Origin of the sequence: Plantactinospora sp. WMMB334, assembly GCF_049179095.1 — a bacterium.
GTDB lineage: Bacteria > Actinomycetota > Actinomycetes > Mycobacteriales > Micromonosporaceae > Plantactinospora.
In genome coordinates this window covers 1,401,780-1,417,825 of the sequence record NZ_JBMHME010000002.1, presented here as the reverse complement: position 1 = coordinate 1,417,825, position 16,046 = coordinate 1,401,780, and the positions used below count along the sequence as shown (strand labels likewise).

General features: G+C 68.3%; 17 protein-coding genes and 1 pseudogene. 8 read left to right on the top strand and 10 right to left on the bottom strand.

Translation table 11 applies throughout. From position 1 onward, the window contains the following. Window positions 1-209: 209 nt before the first annotated feature. The gene (locus ACN27G_RS06300; RefSeq protein ID WP_421497257.1) at window positions 210-875 is read right to left on the bottom strand and encodes a response regulator; all 666 of its coding nucleotides are present in this window, start codon (window positions 873-875) and stop codon (window positions 210-212) included. Window positions 876-1,784: 909 nt separating this feature from the next. Between ACN27G_RS06300 and ACN27G_RS06295 the strand changes: the two genes are divergently transcribed. Further along, the gene (locus tag ACN27G_RS06295) at window positions 1,785-3,254 is read left to right on the top strand and encodes a phosphatase PAP2 family protein (protein ID WP_421491822.1); all 1,470 of its coding nucleotides are present in this window, start codon (window positions 1,785-1,787) and stop codon (window positions 3,252-3,254) included. A 783-nt stretch (window positions 3,255-4,037) separates the two neighbouring features. Here the strand turns inward: ACN27G_RS06295 and ACN27G_RS06290 are convergent. Continuing rightward, entirely contained in the window at window positions 4,038-4,712 is a 675-nt protein-coding gene (locus ACN27G_RS06290) for a DedA family protein (RefSeq protein WP_421491821.1), read from the bottom strand. Window positions 4,713-4,973: 261 nt separating this feature from the next. Here ACN27G_RS06290 and ACN27G_RS06285 point away from each other — a divergent pair, with 261 nt between their 5' ends. Then, window positions 4,974-5,435 carry a recombinase family protein gene (locus tag ACN27G_RS06285; RefSeq protein ID WP_421491820.1) on the top strand — a complete coding sequence of 154 codons (462 nt, stop codon included), beginning with the start codon at window positions 4,974-4,976 and terminating at the stop codon, window positions 5,433-5,435. A 33-nt stretch (window positions 5,436-5,468) separates the two neighbouring features. On the opposite strand, the gene ACN27G_RS06280 is transcribed toward ACN27G_RS06285, so the two are convergent. From ACN27G_RS06280 to ACN27G_RS06270, 3 genes are all read right to left on the bottom strand, one after another. Beyond that, complete coding sequence (locus ACN27G_RS06280) at window positions 5,469-6,365, bottom strand: IS3 family transposase (protein ID WP_421491819.1); 897 nt, start codon at window positions 6,363-6,365, stop codon at window positions 5,469-5,471. Then, window positions 6,362-6,664: a transposase gene (locus tag ACN27G_RS06275; protein ID WP_018735371.1), complete on the bottom strand. Its 303-nt coding sequence runs from the start codon at window positions 6,662-6,664 to the stop codon at window positions 6,362-6,364. Before ACN27G_RS06275 ends, ACN27G_RS06280 begins: the two co-directional genes overlap by 4 nt. A 424-nt stretch (window positions 6,665-7,088) precedes the next feature. Continuing rightward, window positions 7,089-8,267 (bottom strand): serine hydrolase domain-containing protein, encoded by a 1,179-nt coding sequence (locus tag ACN27G_RS06270; protein ID WP_421491818.1) that lies wholly within the window; start codon window positions 8,265-8,267, stop codon window positions 7,089-7,091. 381 nt (window positions 8,268-8,648) lie between these two features. Here ACN27G_RS06270 and ACN27G_RS06265 point away from each other — a divergent pair. Beyond that, window positions 8,649-9,305: pseudogene (locus ACN27G_RS06265) on the top strand (IS30 family transposase); the annotation flags it as partial. Continuing rightward, a complete protein-coding gene (locus tag ACN27G_RS06260) occupies window positions 9,286-9,609 on the top strand; it encodes an integrase core domain-containing protein (RefSeq protein WP_421491817.1) in 324 nt (107 codons plus the stop codon). The pseudogene ACN27G_RS06265 and the gene ACN27G_RS06260, both read left to right, overlap by 20 nt. Window positions 9,610-9,734: 125 nt before the next feature. Here the strand turns inward: ACN27G_RS06260 and ACN27G_RS06255 are convergent, their stop codons facing one another. Beyond that, complete coding sequence (locus tag ACN27G_RS06255) at window positions 9,735-10,334, bottom strand: TetR/AcrR family transcriptional regulator (RefSeq protein ID WP_421491816.1); 600 nt, start codon at window positions 10,332-10,334, stop codon at window positions 9,735-9,737. A gap of 266 nt (window positions 10,335-10,600) precedes the next feature. Between ACN27G_RS06255 and ACN27G_RS06250 the strand changes: the two genes are divergently transcribed. Then, the gene (locus ACN27G_RS06250; RefSeq protein WP_421491815.1) at window positions 10,601-10,873 is read left to right on the top strand and encodes a hypothetical protein; all 273 of its coding nucleotides are present in this window, start codon (window positions 10,601-10,603) and stop codon (window positions 10,871-10,873) included. Between the two features lie 9 nt (window positions 10,874-10,882). Next, window positions 10,883-11,149: a DDE-type integrase/transposase/recombinase gene (locus ACN27G_RS06245; RefSeq protein WP_421491814.1), complete on the top strand. Its 267-nt coding sequence runs from the start codon at window positions 10,883-10,885 to the stop codon at window positions 11,147-11,149. A gap of 83 nt (window positions 11,150-11,232) precedes the next feature. Here the strand turns inward: ACN27G_RS06245 and ACN27G_RS06240 are convergent, their stop codons facing one another. Further along, window positions 11,233-11,826, bottom strand: a complete 594-nt coding sequence (locus ACN27G_RS06240) for an isochorismatase family protein (protein ID WP_421491813.1) — start codon at window positions 11,824-11,826, stop codon at window positions 11,233-11,235. 123 nt (window positions 11,827-11,949) lie between these two features. On the opposite strand from ACN27G_RS06240, the gene ACN27G_RS06235 reads away from it, so the two are divergent. Beyond that, on the top strand, window positions 11,950-12,777 hold the full coding sequence (locus ACN27G_RS06235) for an NmrA family NAD(P)-binding protein (RefSeq protein WP_421491812.1): 828 nt from the start codon (window positions 11,950-11,952) through the stop codon (window positions 12,775-12,777). After that, complete coding sequence (locus tag ACN27G_RS06230) at window positions 12,774-13,301, top strand: cupin domain-containing protein (RefSeq protein ID WP_421491811.1); 528 nt, start codon at window positions 12,774-12,776, stop codon at window positions 13,299-13,301. The genes ACN27G_RS06235 and ACN27G_RS06230 overlap by 4 nt, the downstream gene beginning before the upstream one ends. A 53-nt stretch (window positions 13,302-13,354) precedes the next feature. Here ACN27G_RS06230 and ACN27G_RS06225 read toward each other — a convergent pair whose 3' ends face one another. The 3 genes from ACN27G_RS06225 to ACN27G_RS06215 all read right to left on the bottom strand — a co-directional run bounded on the left by ACN27G_RS06225 (window position 13,355) and on the right by ACN27G_RS06215 (window position 16,031). Continuing rightward, window positions 13,355-14,008 carry a transposase domain-containing protein gene (locus ACN27G_RS06225; RefSeq protein WP_421491810.1) on the bottom strand — a complete coding sequence of 218 codons (654 nt, stop codon included), beginning with the start codon at window positions 14,006-14,008 and terminating at the stop codon, window positions 13,355-13,357. A 160-nt stretch (window positions 14,009-14,168) separates the two neighbouring features. Beyond that, complete coding sequence (locus tag ACN27G_RS06220) at window positions 14,169-14,342, bottom strand: hypothetical protein (protein ID WP_421491809.1); 174 nt, start codon at window positions 14,340-14,342, stop codon at window positions 14,169-14,171. A 516-nt stretch (window positions 14,343-14,858) separates the two neighbouring features. Next, the gene (locus tag ACN27G_RS06215) at window positions 14,859-16,031 is read right to left on the bottom strand and encodes an FAD-dependent oxidoreductase (RefSeq protein ID WP_421491808.1); all 1,173 of its coding nucleotides are present in this window, start codon (window positions 16,029-16,031) and stop codon (window positions 14,859-14,861) included. Between the last annotated feature and the right edge of the window lie 15 nt (window positions 16,032-16,046).

The window sequence follows — 16,046 nt, the reverse complement described above, 5'->3', positions numbered from 1 at the left end:
AGGTCAACGAGCCGAAGAACACCTCCGAGCTCACACACGTCCGCACTGAACTCACACCCGTGCGGCGTCGTGGCGGTCGGACGGGCGGTGAAGTGGGCGGCTGCACGCGGGCCCGGCAGCGGAGCGGTCGATCACGCGGAGCGGATCGGCCCGGAGCGGTGCGGCTGAAAACTACGGTCGCGCCCCCGACGGACGCGCGAGATGAAGTGCTAGATCGGACGGGTGAGTCTCAGGTCGTAGGCGAGGATGACGGCCTGGATCCGGTCCCGTGCGCCGATCTTGGCAAGGACCCGCCCGACGTGGGTCTTCACCGTCGACTCCGACAGCGTGAACCGATGCGCGATCTCGCCGTTGGTGAGGCCGCGGCCGATGGCGATGAGGATCTCGCGCTCGCGGTCGGTCAGGGAGTCCAGCCGGGGATCCTGCCGCACGGGCCCGCAGAGGTCATCGTCGAGCCGGTCGGCGAACGCGTCGAGCAGCCGCCGAGTCAGCGTCGGCGCGATCACCGGGTCTCCGGCGGCGACGGTGCGGATGCCGGCGAGCAGCTCCTCCGGGCGGATGTCCTTGAGCAGGAAACCGCTCGCCCCGGCGCGAAGCGCGGCGAACGCGTACCGGTCCGAGTCGAACGTCGTCAGCACCAGGACCCGCGAACGCCCACCGGCAGCGACGACGCGCCGGGTGGCCTCGATCCCGTCGACGCCCGGCATGCGGATGTCCATCAGCACCACGTCGGGACGCAGCTCGGTGATCCGACGAACGGCCTCGGCGCCATTCTCGGCCTCGCCGACGATCTCGGTGTCGGGGGTGCTTTCCAGCAGCATGCGAAACCCGAAGCGCTGCAGCGGCTGGGCGTCCGCCACGAGCACGGAGATCATGAATGGCTGCCTTTCAGGGGTCGCGGCCGTCCGGTACGGGGCACGGCGCTGACCACGCCGCCGTGAAGCGCGGCGCGTTCGGCCATGCCGGCGAAGCCGAGACCCGTTTCGGCCGGCGATGCCTACTTCATACTGAGCGATCCTGAGACGACTGTTAAAACGGCGTTCAGGCCGGTTGGCCGAGGGCGCGGGTTCGTCGGCGGGCCGCTGTCGTGCACGCGCAGCCCTCTGCGACCTCACGCTCGACAAGATCGAAATCAACAGCAAAGAGCACCGGTCAATATCTCGACCGGGCACAAAATGCCAGCTCGCGAGGCGCCGTTGACGGGCTCGCCCCACCTCCGTGACCCGGCCGTCGAGGTCGGCGATGACCTGCACGTTCAGCCCGCAGGTGTGTTTCTTGCCGGAGAACGGGCCGTCGTAGTGCTCGTGTTCACCGACCGGAGCGACGAATTCGTCGACCAGCACACCATCGCGGCGGGTCTGCTCGAGGCGCTGGTCGACTTCAGGGCGGGTCACCCACCGCAGGATCGGCTGCAGGATCTGGTGATAGCGGGTGGGCAGCGGCGACACGTGTGCCCGGCCGACCGGCGGATTCTCCCACTCGTGACCCACGATCTCGTGGACCCGGTCGATCAGGTCGGCGGGCCGGCCGGTCGGTAGTCCTGCCATATTTCCACAGCGCAGCGGCCGGCCCCCGATCAACCTCCACACAAAAGATGATTCATCGAATCACGGTCGCTGCGTCTACTCCAGACAGTCGATCCAGGTTACGACACGAATCCCACTCACGGTGACGTACCGCGGTACCACTTCACCGTCGCCGCACGTCCATTAATCGTCGTCTCAGATTCGCTCGGTACGAACTCGGCATCAGATAGGCGATGTAGCTCGTACCGGAGGCAATTGATGGCAGCCAACGCAGCGCCGTCCGGGGAAGCGCCGTCCGGGGAAGCGCCGTCCGGGAAAGCGCCGCCCGGGGAAGCGCCGCCCGGTCGGTTGGCCGGCCGGTGGGTGCCGCTGCTGGTGATCGTCGCCATCGGACTCGGGTTCGGGCTGCTGGTGCTCCTCGTCCGGCTGCACCTGGAGCCGGTGATGAACGTCGACCGCGGTGTCGCCCGGCAGCTCAACGAGGTCGTGTCGCCCCGGTCGTATCTGGTGACCGCGCTCAACGGGATAACCCGGCTGGGTGGGCGGCCGGTCATGCTCTGGCTGGTCGGCGTCGCCGCGCTGCTGCTGCTGGTGGTCCCGCGGGTCCGCCTCGCGCTCTACCTGCTGGCCACCACCGCCGGCGCGCTGTTGCTCGACCCGTCGGTGAAGTCGCTGGTCGGCCGGGTGCGCCCGGTGGTCGAGGCACCGGTGGCGACCGCGACCGGCAACAGCTTCCCGAGCGGGCACGCGCTCGGGTCGATGGTCGTCTACGGCGCGCTGCTGCTTGTGTTCCTGCCCGCGGTACGCTATCGCAAGCTGTTCACCACCGCCGTCGCGCTGATCGTGGTCGCCATCGGGGTGACCCGGATCGCGCTCGGCGTGCACTACCTGACCGACGTGCTGGCCGGCTGGCTGCTCGGCGCGCTGTGGCTGAGCGTCACCGCGTACGCGTTCCGGCTGTGGCGGCGCGAGGCGGGGCACCCGGTGGCGCCGCTCGACCAGGGCCTGGAACCGGAGGCCGCCGAGGCGATCACACCGGCGCCGGACTCCAGCCGCCCGATCCCGCACCCGTGGGTCAGGGCCACCGAGATCCTCACCGGCTGGGTGTTCACGTTCGGCATCCTGTACGTCGTCGGCTACCTGTTGAAGAACCACACCGAGGGCACCGGGCTGGGACGTTTCGACGACGGCGTGGTCCGGTGGCTGCAGACGTTGCGCACCCCCACCCTGGACGACGTGAGCTGGGTGTGGAGCAAAGCCGGCGACACCCATGCCATCCTGGCCATCTCGCTGGTGTTCTGCCCGATCGCGCTGGCCGTGTGGCGGCAGTGGCGACCGGTGGTGTTCGTGGTGCTCACCATGATCGGCGAGCTCACCCTGTTCCTGTGCGCCGCGGCCGCCGTCCAGCGGGACCGCCCGCCGGTGCCGCAGCTCGACAGCCCGATGCCCACGTCGTCGTTCCCGTCCGGGCACATCGCCGCGACGATGTGCATCTGGGTGGCGATCGCGGTCCTGATCATGGGCCGGGTGAACAGCCGGTGGCGCTGGCTCGCCGTGGTGTTCGCGGTCATCATGCCGGCCGGTGTCGCGCTGTCCCGGATGTACCGCGGCATGCACCACCCGACCGACCTGCTCGGCGCCGCGATCCTGACCGCGCTCTGGGTCGGCCTGCTGTGGTGGGTGCTACGACCCAACGCGCGCGCGGCGCCGGCCGAGGTACAGACGTGACACTGCGCCTCGTCACCTGCAACATCAGGACCGGCGGGACCGACCCCGGGCGCGGCGACCGGCTCGGCTGGGACGGCGGCATGCGCACCGCGTGAGACATCGTCCGCTGGCCGCTCAGCCTGGTGCTCATCGTGTTCGCCGTCGGCCTGCTGTTCGAGCAGGCGCCGCGCCGCAAACAGCCGGGGCGCTGTCCTGGCTGCTGCTGCTCACCGGAGCTGAGGTCATGGATCGGATCTTCACCCTCGGAGACGCGCGAGTCGCATCAGGAGGAGTCTGAGCGTCCGCCGAGCCTGGTCATCCAGGGTGATGCTGGCTCTCACAGCCCAGATTGAGTTGGGATCCCGTGCGCAGGGTGGCGACGCCGTGCCGCAGCTCGTGGAGCCGGATCGGGGGGTAGTCCAAGACTCCTGACGAGTTGGTTGACGTAGCGCGTGACTTCCGCGTGATGTCGGTCCGAGCCGTCGGAACGGGTGAAGATGCGGCCTGATCTGATCCAGCAAGCGATCTACGCAGCAGAACATCCGACCACCGGCAACGCCTCGTACGGGCGCGGTATGTTGAGGACGGTCGGATGTCCCCGGGCGTGAGCCGCTCAATTTCCGTCGCGGTGCGGGGTCTCTTGGCACCGAGGGGCCAGCGGCATCACCAGACCCTGCCAGCAAGTCGGGCGGGCCTTGTTGGACAGCTACTGCACCGCGATTGACTACGGCGTGTCGTTCCGGCTTATCGGGGGCTCACGGCCGAATTCGCCGGGTGCTGCGCGCCACTGGCACGCTCGACGTCCTAGCCGACGGCAACGACCTCGCCGCCCTGCTGCTGACCAACGCCGCAGCAAGCCCCCACCAGGGCGGGATCGGGGGACGCCGTCCCGGTCACGGCTCGCTGGTTGGGCGCAGTGCCGCGCCATTTCCCTCCCAGGGAAAACACACCGGCCAGGACCGCTCCGAACGCCATCGCGCACAGGGCTCCCAGCAGCGGCGAGCCGGCGAAGGTCGCCCCGCCCAGTAGGCCCAGGCCGATCGCATACACCGCCCAGGCCGCGCTCGCCAGCGCGCTGAAGAGCCGGAACCGACCCAGCGGAACGGACATCGCGCCCGCCGCCAGAGCGGTGGTGGTACGCCCGTACGGCAGGAACCGGCCGACCAGGATCACGACTCCGCCGTACCGCATCAACGAACGCTCCGCCTTCTTCTTGACCACCGCGAGCTTGCCGTCGGTGACCCGGCCGCCGGCCTTCCGGCCGAGCAGGTACGAGACCCGGTCGCCAGCGATCCCGCCGGCCACCACCACGGCGGCAAGGGCGACAAGGTTCGGCGAGCCGGTCGCCGACAGCGCGCCCAGGCCGATAACGGCGACCTCGGTCGGCACGACCGGGATGAATCCGTCAATGGCCACGGCCGCGAAGACTATGACGTAGAGCCAGGGCGAGGAGAGCAGCGGCGTCAGGTGGTCGAGCATCGTCGTTCTTCTCCTACGTGTCGCTGGGGTCGGTCGTCCGGATCAGGCAGGTGCCGACGATGGTCCGAAACCGCCGATGGCGGATGAGGAGCTCCCGTCCCGGGGTAGGGGCGTGCTGGTGGATGCCGAGCGCTCGTGACCGGCGCGGAGGATCTACTGGCTGGCTGCTGGGTGCGATGCTGGTCATCTGGTCCTCGCCCTGCTCATGAGCCGACGGTAGGTTCCATTTCTTAGGCGTCCGTGAGAGCGCGGTACCCATTGATGCGCTTTGATCCTGGCCTCAGGTCGGTCGGGGACAGTGATCGGCATGACAGCCGCGCTGAGCTGCGCGAGCGTGGCGTCGGCTTGAGAGTGATCGAGCAGGGCATCGACACCGCCACCGCCGAGGGGCGGGCGATGTTCGGGATGTTGTCCGTCCTCGCCGAACTCCAACGCGAGTTGATCGTCACCAACACCCCGCGGCCGCCGCCCTCGGCTCAGCTCCCACCAGGCCGCGGTCGCCCAACAGCTCTACGACGTGGAGCCGCCCGTAGCCTCCAGCGAGGAACAACGCCAACGAGGGGACGAACTGCCTTGGCCTCCTCGGTGTCGCCGGGCTGTTCGCCGGCCTGCTGGCCTCATGCCGCGCCGCGTACTGACCTGAGCGGCCCGGTCTACGGGCCTCCCACCGAGTTGCTCAGCGGCTGGTCAGGTTTGCCTGCCGGCACAGGCCCTTGGGCTTGACCCGATTCGACGGACAGGGTCGATAAGTTGATCTCACGCTACCTTGCCGAGCGGTCTGCTGGTATAGGCGGTGGCCTCGTAGGCGGCGGGGCTGAGGTAGCCGAGGGTGGAGTGCCGGCGGCGGGTGTTGTACCAGCCCTCGATCCAGTCGAAGATCGCCGTGCGGGCGGCGGCTCGGGTGGGCCAGGCCCGCCGGTCGAGTAGCTCGGTTTTGATGGTGGCGAAGAACGATTCGGCGACGGCGTTGTCCCAGCACTGCCCCTTGCGTCCGGCTGAGAGTTGGACGTTGTGCCGCTTCGCGAGGTGGGCGTACTGGCCGCTCGTATATTGACAGCCGCGGTCGCTGTGGAAGATCACCGGCCCGGTCGGTCGTCGTGACGTGATGGCGTTGGACAGGGCTTGGGCGGGCAGGTCGGTGCGGAGGTGGTCGGCGACGGCCCACCCGACGACCCGGCGGGTAGCCAGGTCGATGACGGTGGCCAGGTACAGCCAGCCCTCCCAGGTGTTGATGTACGTGATGTCGCCGCACCATCGGGTGTCGACGTCGGCGGGGCTGGTGGTGAAGTCCCGGCCGACCAGGTCCGGGCGCGGGGTTGCCGCTGGGTCGGGCACGGTGGTGGTGCGCCACCGCTTCGGTGTCCGACCGCACAGACCCGCCGTGCGCATCAGCCGGGCGATCCGTTTGCGGGAGTGCCGCCGGCCCTGCGCGCGGAGTTCGGCGTGTACCCGTGGGGAGCCGTAGGTGCCGGCCGAAGCGTCATGCACCTCAGCGATCCGTTCGGCCAGCTCGGTGTCGACCCGCTGGCGGGGCGACGGGCCGGCGGCGCGGTGCTGGTAGTAGGCGGACCGGGAGACCTTCAACAGCTCACAGGCACGCTTCACGTTGCCCTGCTGCGCCTTCTCCGCCTCGATGAACGGGTACACGTTCACCGGGTCTCCTTCGCGAAGAAAGCCGTGGCCCGTTTGAGGATGTCCACGTCCTCACGCAGCCGACGGTTCTCCTGCCGCAACCGCGCCAACTCCTCGCGCTCCGCGCTGGCCAGCCCGTCGGTACGGGTCCCGGCGTCGAGGTCGGCCTGTTTGACCCAGTCCCGCACCGCCGTCTCGGTCAGGTCGAAGTCCTTCGCGACCTGACCGACCGTACGGTCACCCCGCCGGCACACCTCCACGATCTCCGCCTTGAACTCCGGCGTGAACGCCCTGCGCGGCCGGCGTGGCTTCTTTCCCATGCCTTCCATGATGAACATCCTCCCGAGGGCTCACAGCCCCCTGATCTCGGATGTCCGTCAAACCGGGTCAGGCCCACCCTGGTATCGGGTTTTACCCTGTTTGCCGTTCATTTCAACCGCCGAGCCGGGTCCGATCGCAGAAAGACCGGCCGCCCGGCGTATGGAATGGAACCATCGGCGCCGCCGCACCGACCATCTTCTCCCCGGCTGCCCGAGTCCCGATGCCGACACGGCGCCGGTGCCCACGTTCCGGGTGTCCGGCGTGGGTCGACAGCAGAACAGCGGCAACCAATATCGACGTCCCGGACTGGGAAATCGCTTTCCGCACGGCGCCGACGTTCGGCGTCACACTGGCGCTGGCTCGCTGTTCCGGGACGAAAGCGCCGGATGCGCCGGCCGCGGCGCTTCACGCCATGCTGTGTCGTCAGCCGGGGACCGGCCGATTGAGCATCCGGCAGGTGAGGGCCATGTCCGCGGCCGAGACGACCTGGGTGTAGCGGCTTATGCCGTCGGGCGTCGCGGTGATGCCCGGCTGGGCGGTGACATTGGCGACCGCGGTGCGCCGGCCGTCCTCGGTGGCGGTGGCTCTGGTGTGGTGGCCCCTGGTGTCACCTCCGTGGGCCCAGACGGTGCCGCACTCCGTGTCGAGCCGGATCACGCCGAGGCCGTAGCCGCCCCGGAACCCGACCTCCGCCGGAAGGGGGACCGTGGTCTTCATCTGTGCCAGGGCGGCCCGGGAGAACAGGACCCCGCGCAGCACCGCCGATAGGAACCGGGAGACCTCCTCCGGAGTGGAGATGATCGCCCCACCGGCTCCGGCCCAGCCGCCGAGCGGCCGGTCGGACACGTCGACATAAGACGGTGCGGGATCGCCGAACGCGACGGAATAGCCGTGGGCATATCCGGTGCCGGTGTTCTTCGCGTACGGGTCGGGATAGTAGGTGTGCCTGAGGCCGAGGGGGTCGGCGATGTTCCGGCGTACCAGGTCCGGCATGGTCCGACCGGTCACCTGCCGTAGCAGCATGCCAAGCAGGACGTAATTGGTGTTCGAGTAGTTCCACCCCTGGCCGGGTGGGAAGTCGGGCCCATGGGCGAATGCGATGTCGAGCAGTTCCTGCTCGGTCGCGACGTGATAGGGGTCCTGTTCCATCCGGACGAAGTAGCCGGGGTCTGCGATGTATTGGAACAGGCCGCTGGTGTGGTTGAGAAGCATCCGGACCGTGATGTCGCCGCCGGACGGCACGACGCCGGGCAGGTAGCGGTCGATCGGGGCATCGAGGTCGACCCGGCCGCGGTCGACCTGTTGCAGCACGAGTGTCGCGGTGAAGATCTTGGTGACGCTGCCGATCTCGAACTGGTCGCGGCCGGTCATCGGTCGCCCGGTGGCGCGGTCCGCCACGCCGGCGGCGGTGACCTGCACCCGTCGACCGTCGTCGATCCGTGCGCCATATCCGGGTACGCCGACGGCCAGCACCTGCCGGGCGACGTGGCGCATCGTGTGATCGTGGGACGGCCCGGCGGCCGCCGGAGCCGTACCGGCGCCGGCAAGCGTGACCGCGACGGTCAGCGCGAGCGTGGCGCGGGATGGGAGGACAGTCGGCATGGCACTTGCTCCTTCGGGGCTGGGGGCAGAATAGGGGCGGCTCCCTCAGGCAACGCGCCGAATCCGGACACCGTGGTCTCGACTGTTGGTCGCCGTGGACGGTCGAAAAGTTCCGTCCTACCCCGACGGCCGACCCCTCGCTACCGCTGAAATGGCCAAGGGTCTCGGGTCGGAGTCTTTGCCGGACCTATCGTCGCGAGACGGACGTACATGAGCTGAGGCAACGGATCTCCACGGCGGCGAAGAAAGCCGAACCACCAGCGGGTTCGCAGGCTGCAACGCCTGATGCCGCGGGCGCGCGAACGCGCTCGTCTCGGTGCGCCGGGCCAGGTTCGAACTGGACCTCTACGGCTTCCGGCCCGAACGCGGCTGTCACGACGCCGCCGAGGCGATCTTCGGCCTGTGCCGCGGGCGCGCACCCGCCGCCGCGGCAAGCACTTCGTCAGTCCGGAGGTGATGATCAGCCAGCGGCCCCCGGAGGTCGTCGACCGGGCCGTGCCCGGGCACTGGGAAGGTGACCTGATCATCGGACTCGAGCGGTCCGCGATCGGCACGCTGGTCGAACGCACCACCCGGTTCACCATGCTGCTGCACCTGCCCCGCATGGAAGGACACGGCCAGCAGCCCACGGTGAAGAACGGTCCACCGCTGGCCGGGCACGGCGCCGCGGCGGTCCGCGACGCGATCGCGAAACAGATCACCACCCTGCCCGAGCAGCTACGACGCTCGCTGACCTGGGACCAGGGCGCCGAGATGGCCCAACACCTCCAACTGCGACTGGACACCGGCCTCGACATCTACTTCTGCGACCCGCACAGCCCTTGGCAGCGCGGCACCAACGAGAACACCAACGGACTGCTACGCCAGTACTTCCCGAAGGGCACCGACCTATCACGACACACCGTCAGCGACCTCGACGCCATCGCCGCCACCCTCAACAACCGGCCCCGCAAAACACTGGAGTGGAAGACTCCCGCAGAAGCCCTGGCTGCTCATCTAGAATCGGCCCAAGTAGCCAGTGTTGCAACGACCCCTTGAACCTAAGCAGTACACCAGTGCCCAGTACGCCCGGCTCGCTGACCGCAGCGGGGTGCGGTTGTCGGTCGGTGGGCGGGGTCAGTGCTGGGACAATGCCGTCGCGGAGTCTTTCTTCGCCACGATCAAGACCGAGCTGCTCGACCGAAGGGCGTGGCCGACCCGGGCCGCCGCCCGTGCGGCGATCTTCGAGTGGATCGAGGGGTGGTACAACACCCGACGCCGCCATTCCACCTTGGACTACATGAGTCCGGCCGAGTATGAGGCTACGGCCTATTCCCGCAGGCCAGCCAGCAAGGTAGCGTGAGATCAACTTACCGACCCTGTCCGTGAAATCGGGTCAAGCCCAGTGCGCCACGCCGAGTGTCGCGCGGAGTTTCTGTGCCGCTCACTGGCCGAGCGTATGAATGCGTCTCCGGGCCGACCGTCTGGTCAGCCGGGAGCGTGCCGCTGCCGTCGGGCTCGGCCAGGAGGCTGGGCTGTGCCCCGGTGGACGGCGGTGAGGAAGAATTCGATCTGGCGCCCGGCCACGTCGCGCCAATTGGTTACGCCGGGTAGCGGAGCGGCGACTAATGAGCCAAAGATTATGACGTCGTGCACCGTCAGATCCGCGCGTAACGTCTTGTCGGCGATGCCTCGCTTCACCAGCTCGCTGATGCCTTCCCAGACGCGCTGGTCGAGCTCTTGATAATCCGGGTCGGTCGTCACCGGAGCGCCGTGATAGGGCAGGAACAGCTCCGAACCGTGCTCCACGGTACGACTCAGGAACTCCCGCACGGCGTCGATGCCGGGCCTCTCGTCCGAGAGGACCTCCTCGACGAGCGCGAGCACCATGCCGATGGAGCGCACCTGCAGGGCGACCACCAGGTCGTCCCGGTCGCGAAAGTGACGGTACAGCGTGCCGACGCCGACCCCCGCCTCTTGTGCGATAAGCGCCATGGGCGCCGTCACGTCCCGCTGCAATGTGCGCAAGGCCGCCGCCAGAACCTTCTCGCGATTGGCGATGCCGTCACTGCGCGGAGCCCGGCTCACCGTCCGCCCATGGGCGCCGACGCAATCATGTCCTCAGTCTATCCTCGGTGATTCGCGCCTGACGCCTGCTTCCTCGGCCTGGCGAGGCTGATCGGGCCGGCGGGTGGATCTGACCACGAAAACGTCTCACTTGACTTGACGGGTTCCGGTCTGGCTGGCAGGTCTCGGACAACACGATCGCGCAGCTCATGGCCGAGCTGAGCGTGGAATCTGCCTGGTGAGCGACTCTTGCCTCACTTTGGGCGTAGTAGTGGCGTTGAGCGGTCGTGGAGTTCGTGGACCGGTGGCCGGTGCTCGGTCGGCACGAGATGGCCGGCTTGTGGCTGCGGATCTGGGTGGATCTGGGTCGGGCGCCTCGCACGATCGACGCCGCCGTCGAGGACGGGCAGAACGCCCTCAACAGCCTCCTCCTGGACCGCCTCGCCGACTCACCCACCCCAGCCGGACCCACACCACGGACCATCGGCATCCCACCGACCGCCGCTCAACTTCCCATCGTCAACATCACCCACCGGGAAGCAACCATTGAAGATCACTGATTCCACAGAATGGCCACCGTCATCGACCTGTACTCCCGTCGCATCCTCGGCTACGCGATGGGCGACCGGCACGACGCCAGGCTGGTCGTCGCCGCGCTGAACACGGCCGCCGTCACCCACGGCGGCAACGTCGGCGGAGTGATGTCTGACAGCGACAGGGGCAGCGGATACTGCTCGGCTGCTCATCCCCCGAAGTCGAGTGCGTGCGCGATCGGCGCTCTGGGGACCTACCCCACCGCAGGTAGGTTGCCCGCCTCGGACAAGACCTACCGCTGATGCTCCCCCGGGTGGTTTCGGCCGGAACCACCCGGGCGAGCATCGGCCTCAGGCCCGGAGGGTCGTCGGCCTGTAGCCGGGAATCACTTGTCGCCGCGCGGTATCAGAGCGCCGACGACGGGGATCAAACTCTTGCCCGCTGGCGAGCTCCAGTCGCGGGCGAGCTCGGTGAGCACCATGTTGGTGGAGGCGACGCGGGCGCCGGCCTGACGCATCTCCTCGACGGCGATGTCGTCGGCGGCCTTGCTCATGGAGCCGCCCGCGTCCGCGACCACCTCCACGCGAAAGCCGTCCTGTAATGCGCTCAACGTCGGGTACACCGTGCAGACGTCGTTGGTGACACCAGCGATGACCAGGTTCGTCCGTCCGGTGGCGATGACCGCGGCGGCGAAGTCGGGGTCCTCCATGGCATTGACCATGCCGGCTCGCCGGATTCGCGACTCGTACTCCTGCGGTGCGACGTCTCGCAGTTCGGTGACGAGTGGTCCCTGCTCGTGGTCCTCGAGCGACGAAGTGAGAACCAACGGCATGCCGAGCGCTTTGGCTGCGCGGGCCAGAGCCACCGCGTTGGCGCGCTCATGCGCGATGGGCGCCGAGCGAATCCAGCTCATTGTGCCCTCCTGGTGGTCGATGAGCAGGACGGCGGTGTCCGCTGGGGTGAACAGGTCAAGGGTCATCAGGACTCCTCTTGCCGTGCATCGGTTACCGGAGGATATCGTCCGTTTAGAAGTGCTGCCACGTGGGGAAGTAGGAGCGTGTCAGCAGATCAACCGAGCTTTATGAGGTGCTATGACCAGAGAGTGCTCGCCGTCGGAGCCGCCGGGAAGTTCGCCGGGCTGGTCGTTCCCGCCCTGGCCGAGCGTGGCGCGAACGTCCGCGGCCTGGTGCGCCACGGCGAGCAGGCCGCCGACGTCCGGAGAAGGGGTGCGGCCGAGGTGGTCGTCGGCGACCTCACCGACCGCGACAGCATGAAAGCGGCCCTCGCGGGTGTCGAGCGTGTCTTCTACGTCGCGCCCGCCTTCGTCGAGGACGAGGCGGAGCTCGGTCGGGCGTTCGTGGCCGACGCGGTGGCGGCGGGCGTACACCGGATCGTCTTCTCCTCCGTGGTCCATCCCGTTCTGTCCCGGCTGGTGAACCACTCGGCGAAGGCCCCGGTGGAAGAGGTAATCCTGGACGCCGGCCTCGAATTCACCTTCCTGCACCCGGTGCTCTTCTTCCAGATGTACGCCTACAGATGGAAATCCATGATGGACAGCGGTGTGCTGGCGGAGCCATGGTCGGCGGAGACGCGGTTCTCCCGGGTCGACTACCGCGACGTGGCCGACGTCGCCGCCCGTGCCCTGACCGGCGACGAGCTGCTGTCCGGCACCTTCGACCTGGCGGCGCCGGGTGAACTGTCTCGACACGACATCGCCGCTCTGGTCACCGAGGTGACCGGCCGACCGGTTCGCGCACAGCACGCCGACCCCGGCAACCGTGTCCCGCCGCCGATGCGGGCGATGTTCGAGCACTACGACCACGTCGGCCTGGTCGCCAACCCGTTGCCTCTGCGTGCGATCCTCGGGCGCGAGCCCCGTTCCTTGCGCGCCTACTTCGAAGAACTCGCTGAGAAAGGAGATGCATCATGACGATCGCTGATCGCGCTGCTCCCGCCGTTCCGGACGATGACCCGGCACGGTCGCTGACTGTCGCCCACCCGGACGACCCCGCAACCACCTACATCTCGCTGGCCGGTGACAACTACGCCATGCTGATCGGTGGCGAGCAGACGAACGGGAAATACTGCTTGATCGACATGCGGGTGCCCGACGGTGGAGGCCCGCCGCCGCACCGGCACGACTTCGAGGAGATGTTCACCATCCTGGAGGGGGAGATCGAGTTTACCTTCCGGGGTGAGAAGCGGACCGTGGGAGCTGGATCGACGGTGAACATCCCGGCCAATGCTCCGCACTTCTTCCGTAACGTCTCCGGTGCGTCGGCCCGGATGCTGTGCATGTGCACTCCTGCCGGGCAGGAGGAGTTCTTCCGGCGCGTGGGTGACGAAGTGGCGAGCAAGGATGCGCCGCCGCCCAGCCTGACGGCCGACGAGGTGGCCGAGCGCCGTAAGCGCGCGACCGAGCTGGCACCGGCCTACCGGACCGAGATGCTGTGATCGCATGAGCACTGCGTCGCAGAGCATCCTGACGGCCGCTGCCATGTGTGGGCTCAGCCTGACCACGGCCGCGTGCACGACCCCCTCGAAGCCCGGCGCCGTGACGGCTCCCGTCTCGGCTGACGCCGCGACAGGCAGTGTTGTTTCGGGTAGCGGGCCAGGACGGCGGGCGCGTCGGCGATGGTCAGCACAGTTCCGTCGATCACGGTGAGCAGTAGGCCCCGCCATCGGATCGCTCGGGTGGTGGTCGTCGCGGCCGGGCCACGGAGCAGGTCGAACAACGCTCGTAGCGGGGCCGGGCCGAGGCGTTGCCGCGCCGCCTGCCGTAACGCGCTGGAGGTCGGCTCGGTCAGGTCCAGGCCGGTCAGGCCGGCGGTCAGTTGCTGCCACACCTGCTGATAGCCGAGTTCGGCGAACAGGCAGCCTGCCAGCAGCGGGTAGACGACCACCCGAGCGGGGAGCAGCCGTACCCGCTGTTGGACCCGACGCGTAGCGGTCAGGACCTCATCGACCATGTCGAAGGGGACGAGACGGGTCAACTCGCCGAGATGACCCGGCGCGAAGACCCCCGCCGCCACCGTGACCGAACGGGTTATGGCAATGCCTGCACTTGTTGAGTCGGCCCGGGGCGCGGTTCCGGTGTTGCCACCGGTCCGTTTCCCCGGACCGCTCGCCGAGTGAAGTGGGGCCGCCGGCGAGGTGCCCATGGTGTGGGTCCTTTTCCATCGGCCTCTTCCCGAACCGTGCTGGTCGGTTTCCCTGACACACGGCTCTCCAGTGGTCAGTTCGGGTGGCCGTGCACCCCCGACGGCCGGTACTGGCCGCCTGCTCGCCAAGGACCCGCAGCAGCGTCCGCGGCTCGCGGGCTCACAGGTCCAGCAGAACCGTGTCGGGATGTTCAGCGACCACCCCGTGGGGTTGGCAGGCGGCGAGCGGGAAGTCCCGCAGGTTGCAGGTAATGATCGAGTCCGCCCCGGCGGCCACCGCCGCAGCCAGCACATGCCGGTCCTTGAGATCGTTGCCCATCTGGTCGATCAGCACCTCGTACCCGGGTGACCAGAGCGTCCTCGAACGCGGCGTTCATGAACGCTATCCGCCGGTCGATCGCCCCCGGTGACACCGGCACGTGCCGTCGAACCTCGTCCAGGACGGCCGGTGACCAGCGTGGCTGGTACAACTCTTCCTCGGCCAGCGGCAGCAGGAAATCACACAGTGCGTTGGGGATCAGAACGTTGGCGTCCAGGACCGCGATCGTTCAAATATTGTGTGGTGGACCATACATGGCAGAATAAGAACCGCGTTCTCCCAGTTCAGGGACCAGATGTGCCGGTCGTGGCGGTACGCCGACGGTCACCGTCATGAGCCAATCGGGGGCAGGTCGACTCTGACCCGCCTATCGTTCCGGGCGTGTTCGTTCCGCCAGGCTGCGATCATCGACGCCGTCGCCCCCACGGCCTGCCGCTCGCGGCCGCTGTGGTTGAAGCCGAGAGTGTCCGAACATCGGGCCGTCGCGTTCCGGCATGCCGCGTGAGGTGTCCGCGCGTGTGCGCGAACCGGTCAGCCGGCCACCGGTGGATCAACTTTGAGCTCCTCGGGCTGGTAGTTGTACAGCCATACGGTGGCCTTTTCGTAGAACAGCGGCACGAACAGGCGCATCATGGCCGCCTGTGCGCGTCGTTTGACCGGACCGGCCTTCTTGATGCCCCGGTTGTCCTCCGCCGCGTCGAGGAGCTTGACGATCCGGGGGCGCCGTTTGGCGTCGTACGCCTTCAGCCCGGCGGTGATCGTCGGCTCTGTGCGCAGCGCGGCGGCGATGGCGATGGCGTCTTCGATCGCCATCGAGGCACCCTGTCCCGCGCCAACCGGGTGAGCGGCGTCGCCGACCAGCGCGATACGGTCGCTGTGCCAGGTCGGCACCGGATTGAGCGCGTAAAAGATCACGGCGGGGTGTAGGCGCCCGGTCGCGGCGATGACCGCCGAGGGCACCGTCTCCCGCTGAAAGAGTTGTGCGGTGTGGCACAGCCACTCGGCGTCGCTGACGCCGTGGCGGTCCGGCTTGGTTCGCTCGGCGACCTGCGCCTGCCACCACACCTCGCCGTCACCGGCGGCAACGTGGATGAACGCACCATTGCGGGCGAAGGTCATGTTGAATACCCCGGCCTCCACATCGTCCAACTGGGACACGCCAGAGATCGCGTAGAGCCCGGCGTACTCCGGGCGCGGCGCGTTCGCGTCGATCAGCCCGCGCACCGTGGACCAGATCCCGTCGGCCGCCACAAGAAGATCACAGATGTCCCGTCGGCCGCTGGTGAACTCGGCAGTCACGCCCTCGGCCGTCTCGGTCACACCGATGACCCGCTCACCGGTGACGACCCGCACGCCGGCCGCGGTCGCCGTGTCCCGTAGCGCCGCCAGGAGGCGTGCGCGCATCAGGGTAACGCTGTGCAGACTGTCGCTGCTGCGCCGGCCGCGCGGCACGTCGCCGAGCAGGTATCCGCCGGCCGACCACATCCGCTGCCGGGGAACGTCGACTCCGGCCGCCTGAACGTGCGCCAGACAACCGAGCACAGCCAGGCCGCGTAGCCCGTTGGTGGCGAGGCTAACGAACGAGCCGATCTCCCCAGCCGGGTCCTCGTACGCCTCGTAAACAGTGACCTCGGCGCCGATCTGGCGCAGCGCGAGGGCCGTCGCGGCCCCAGCGACACCGCCGCCGATGATGATCGTTCTCATGCCCACCACCCCCGA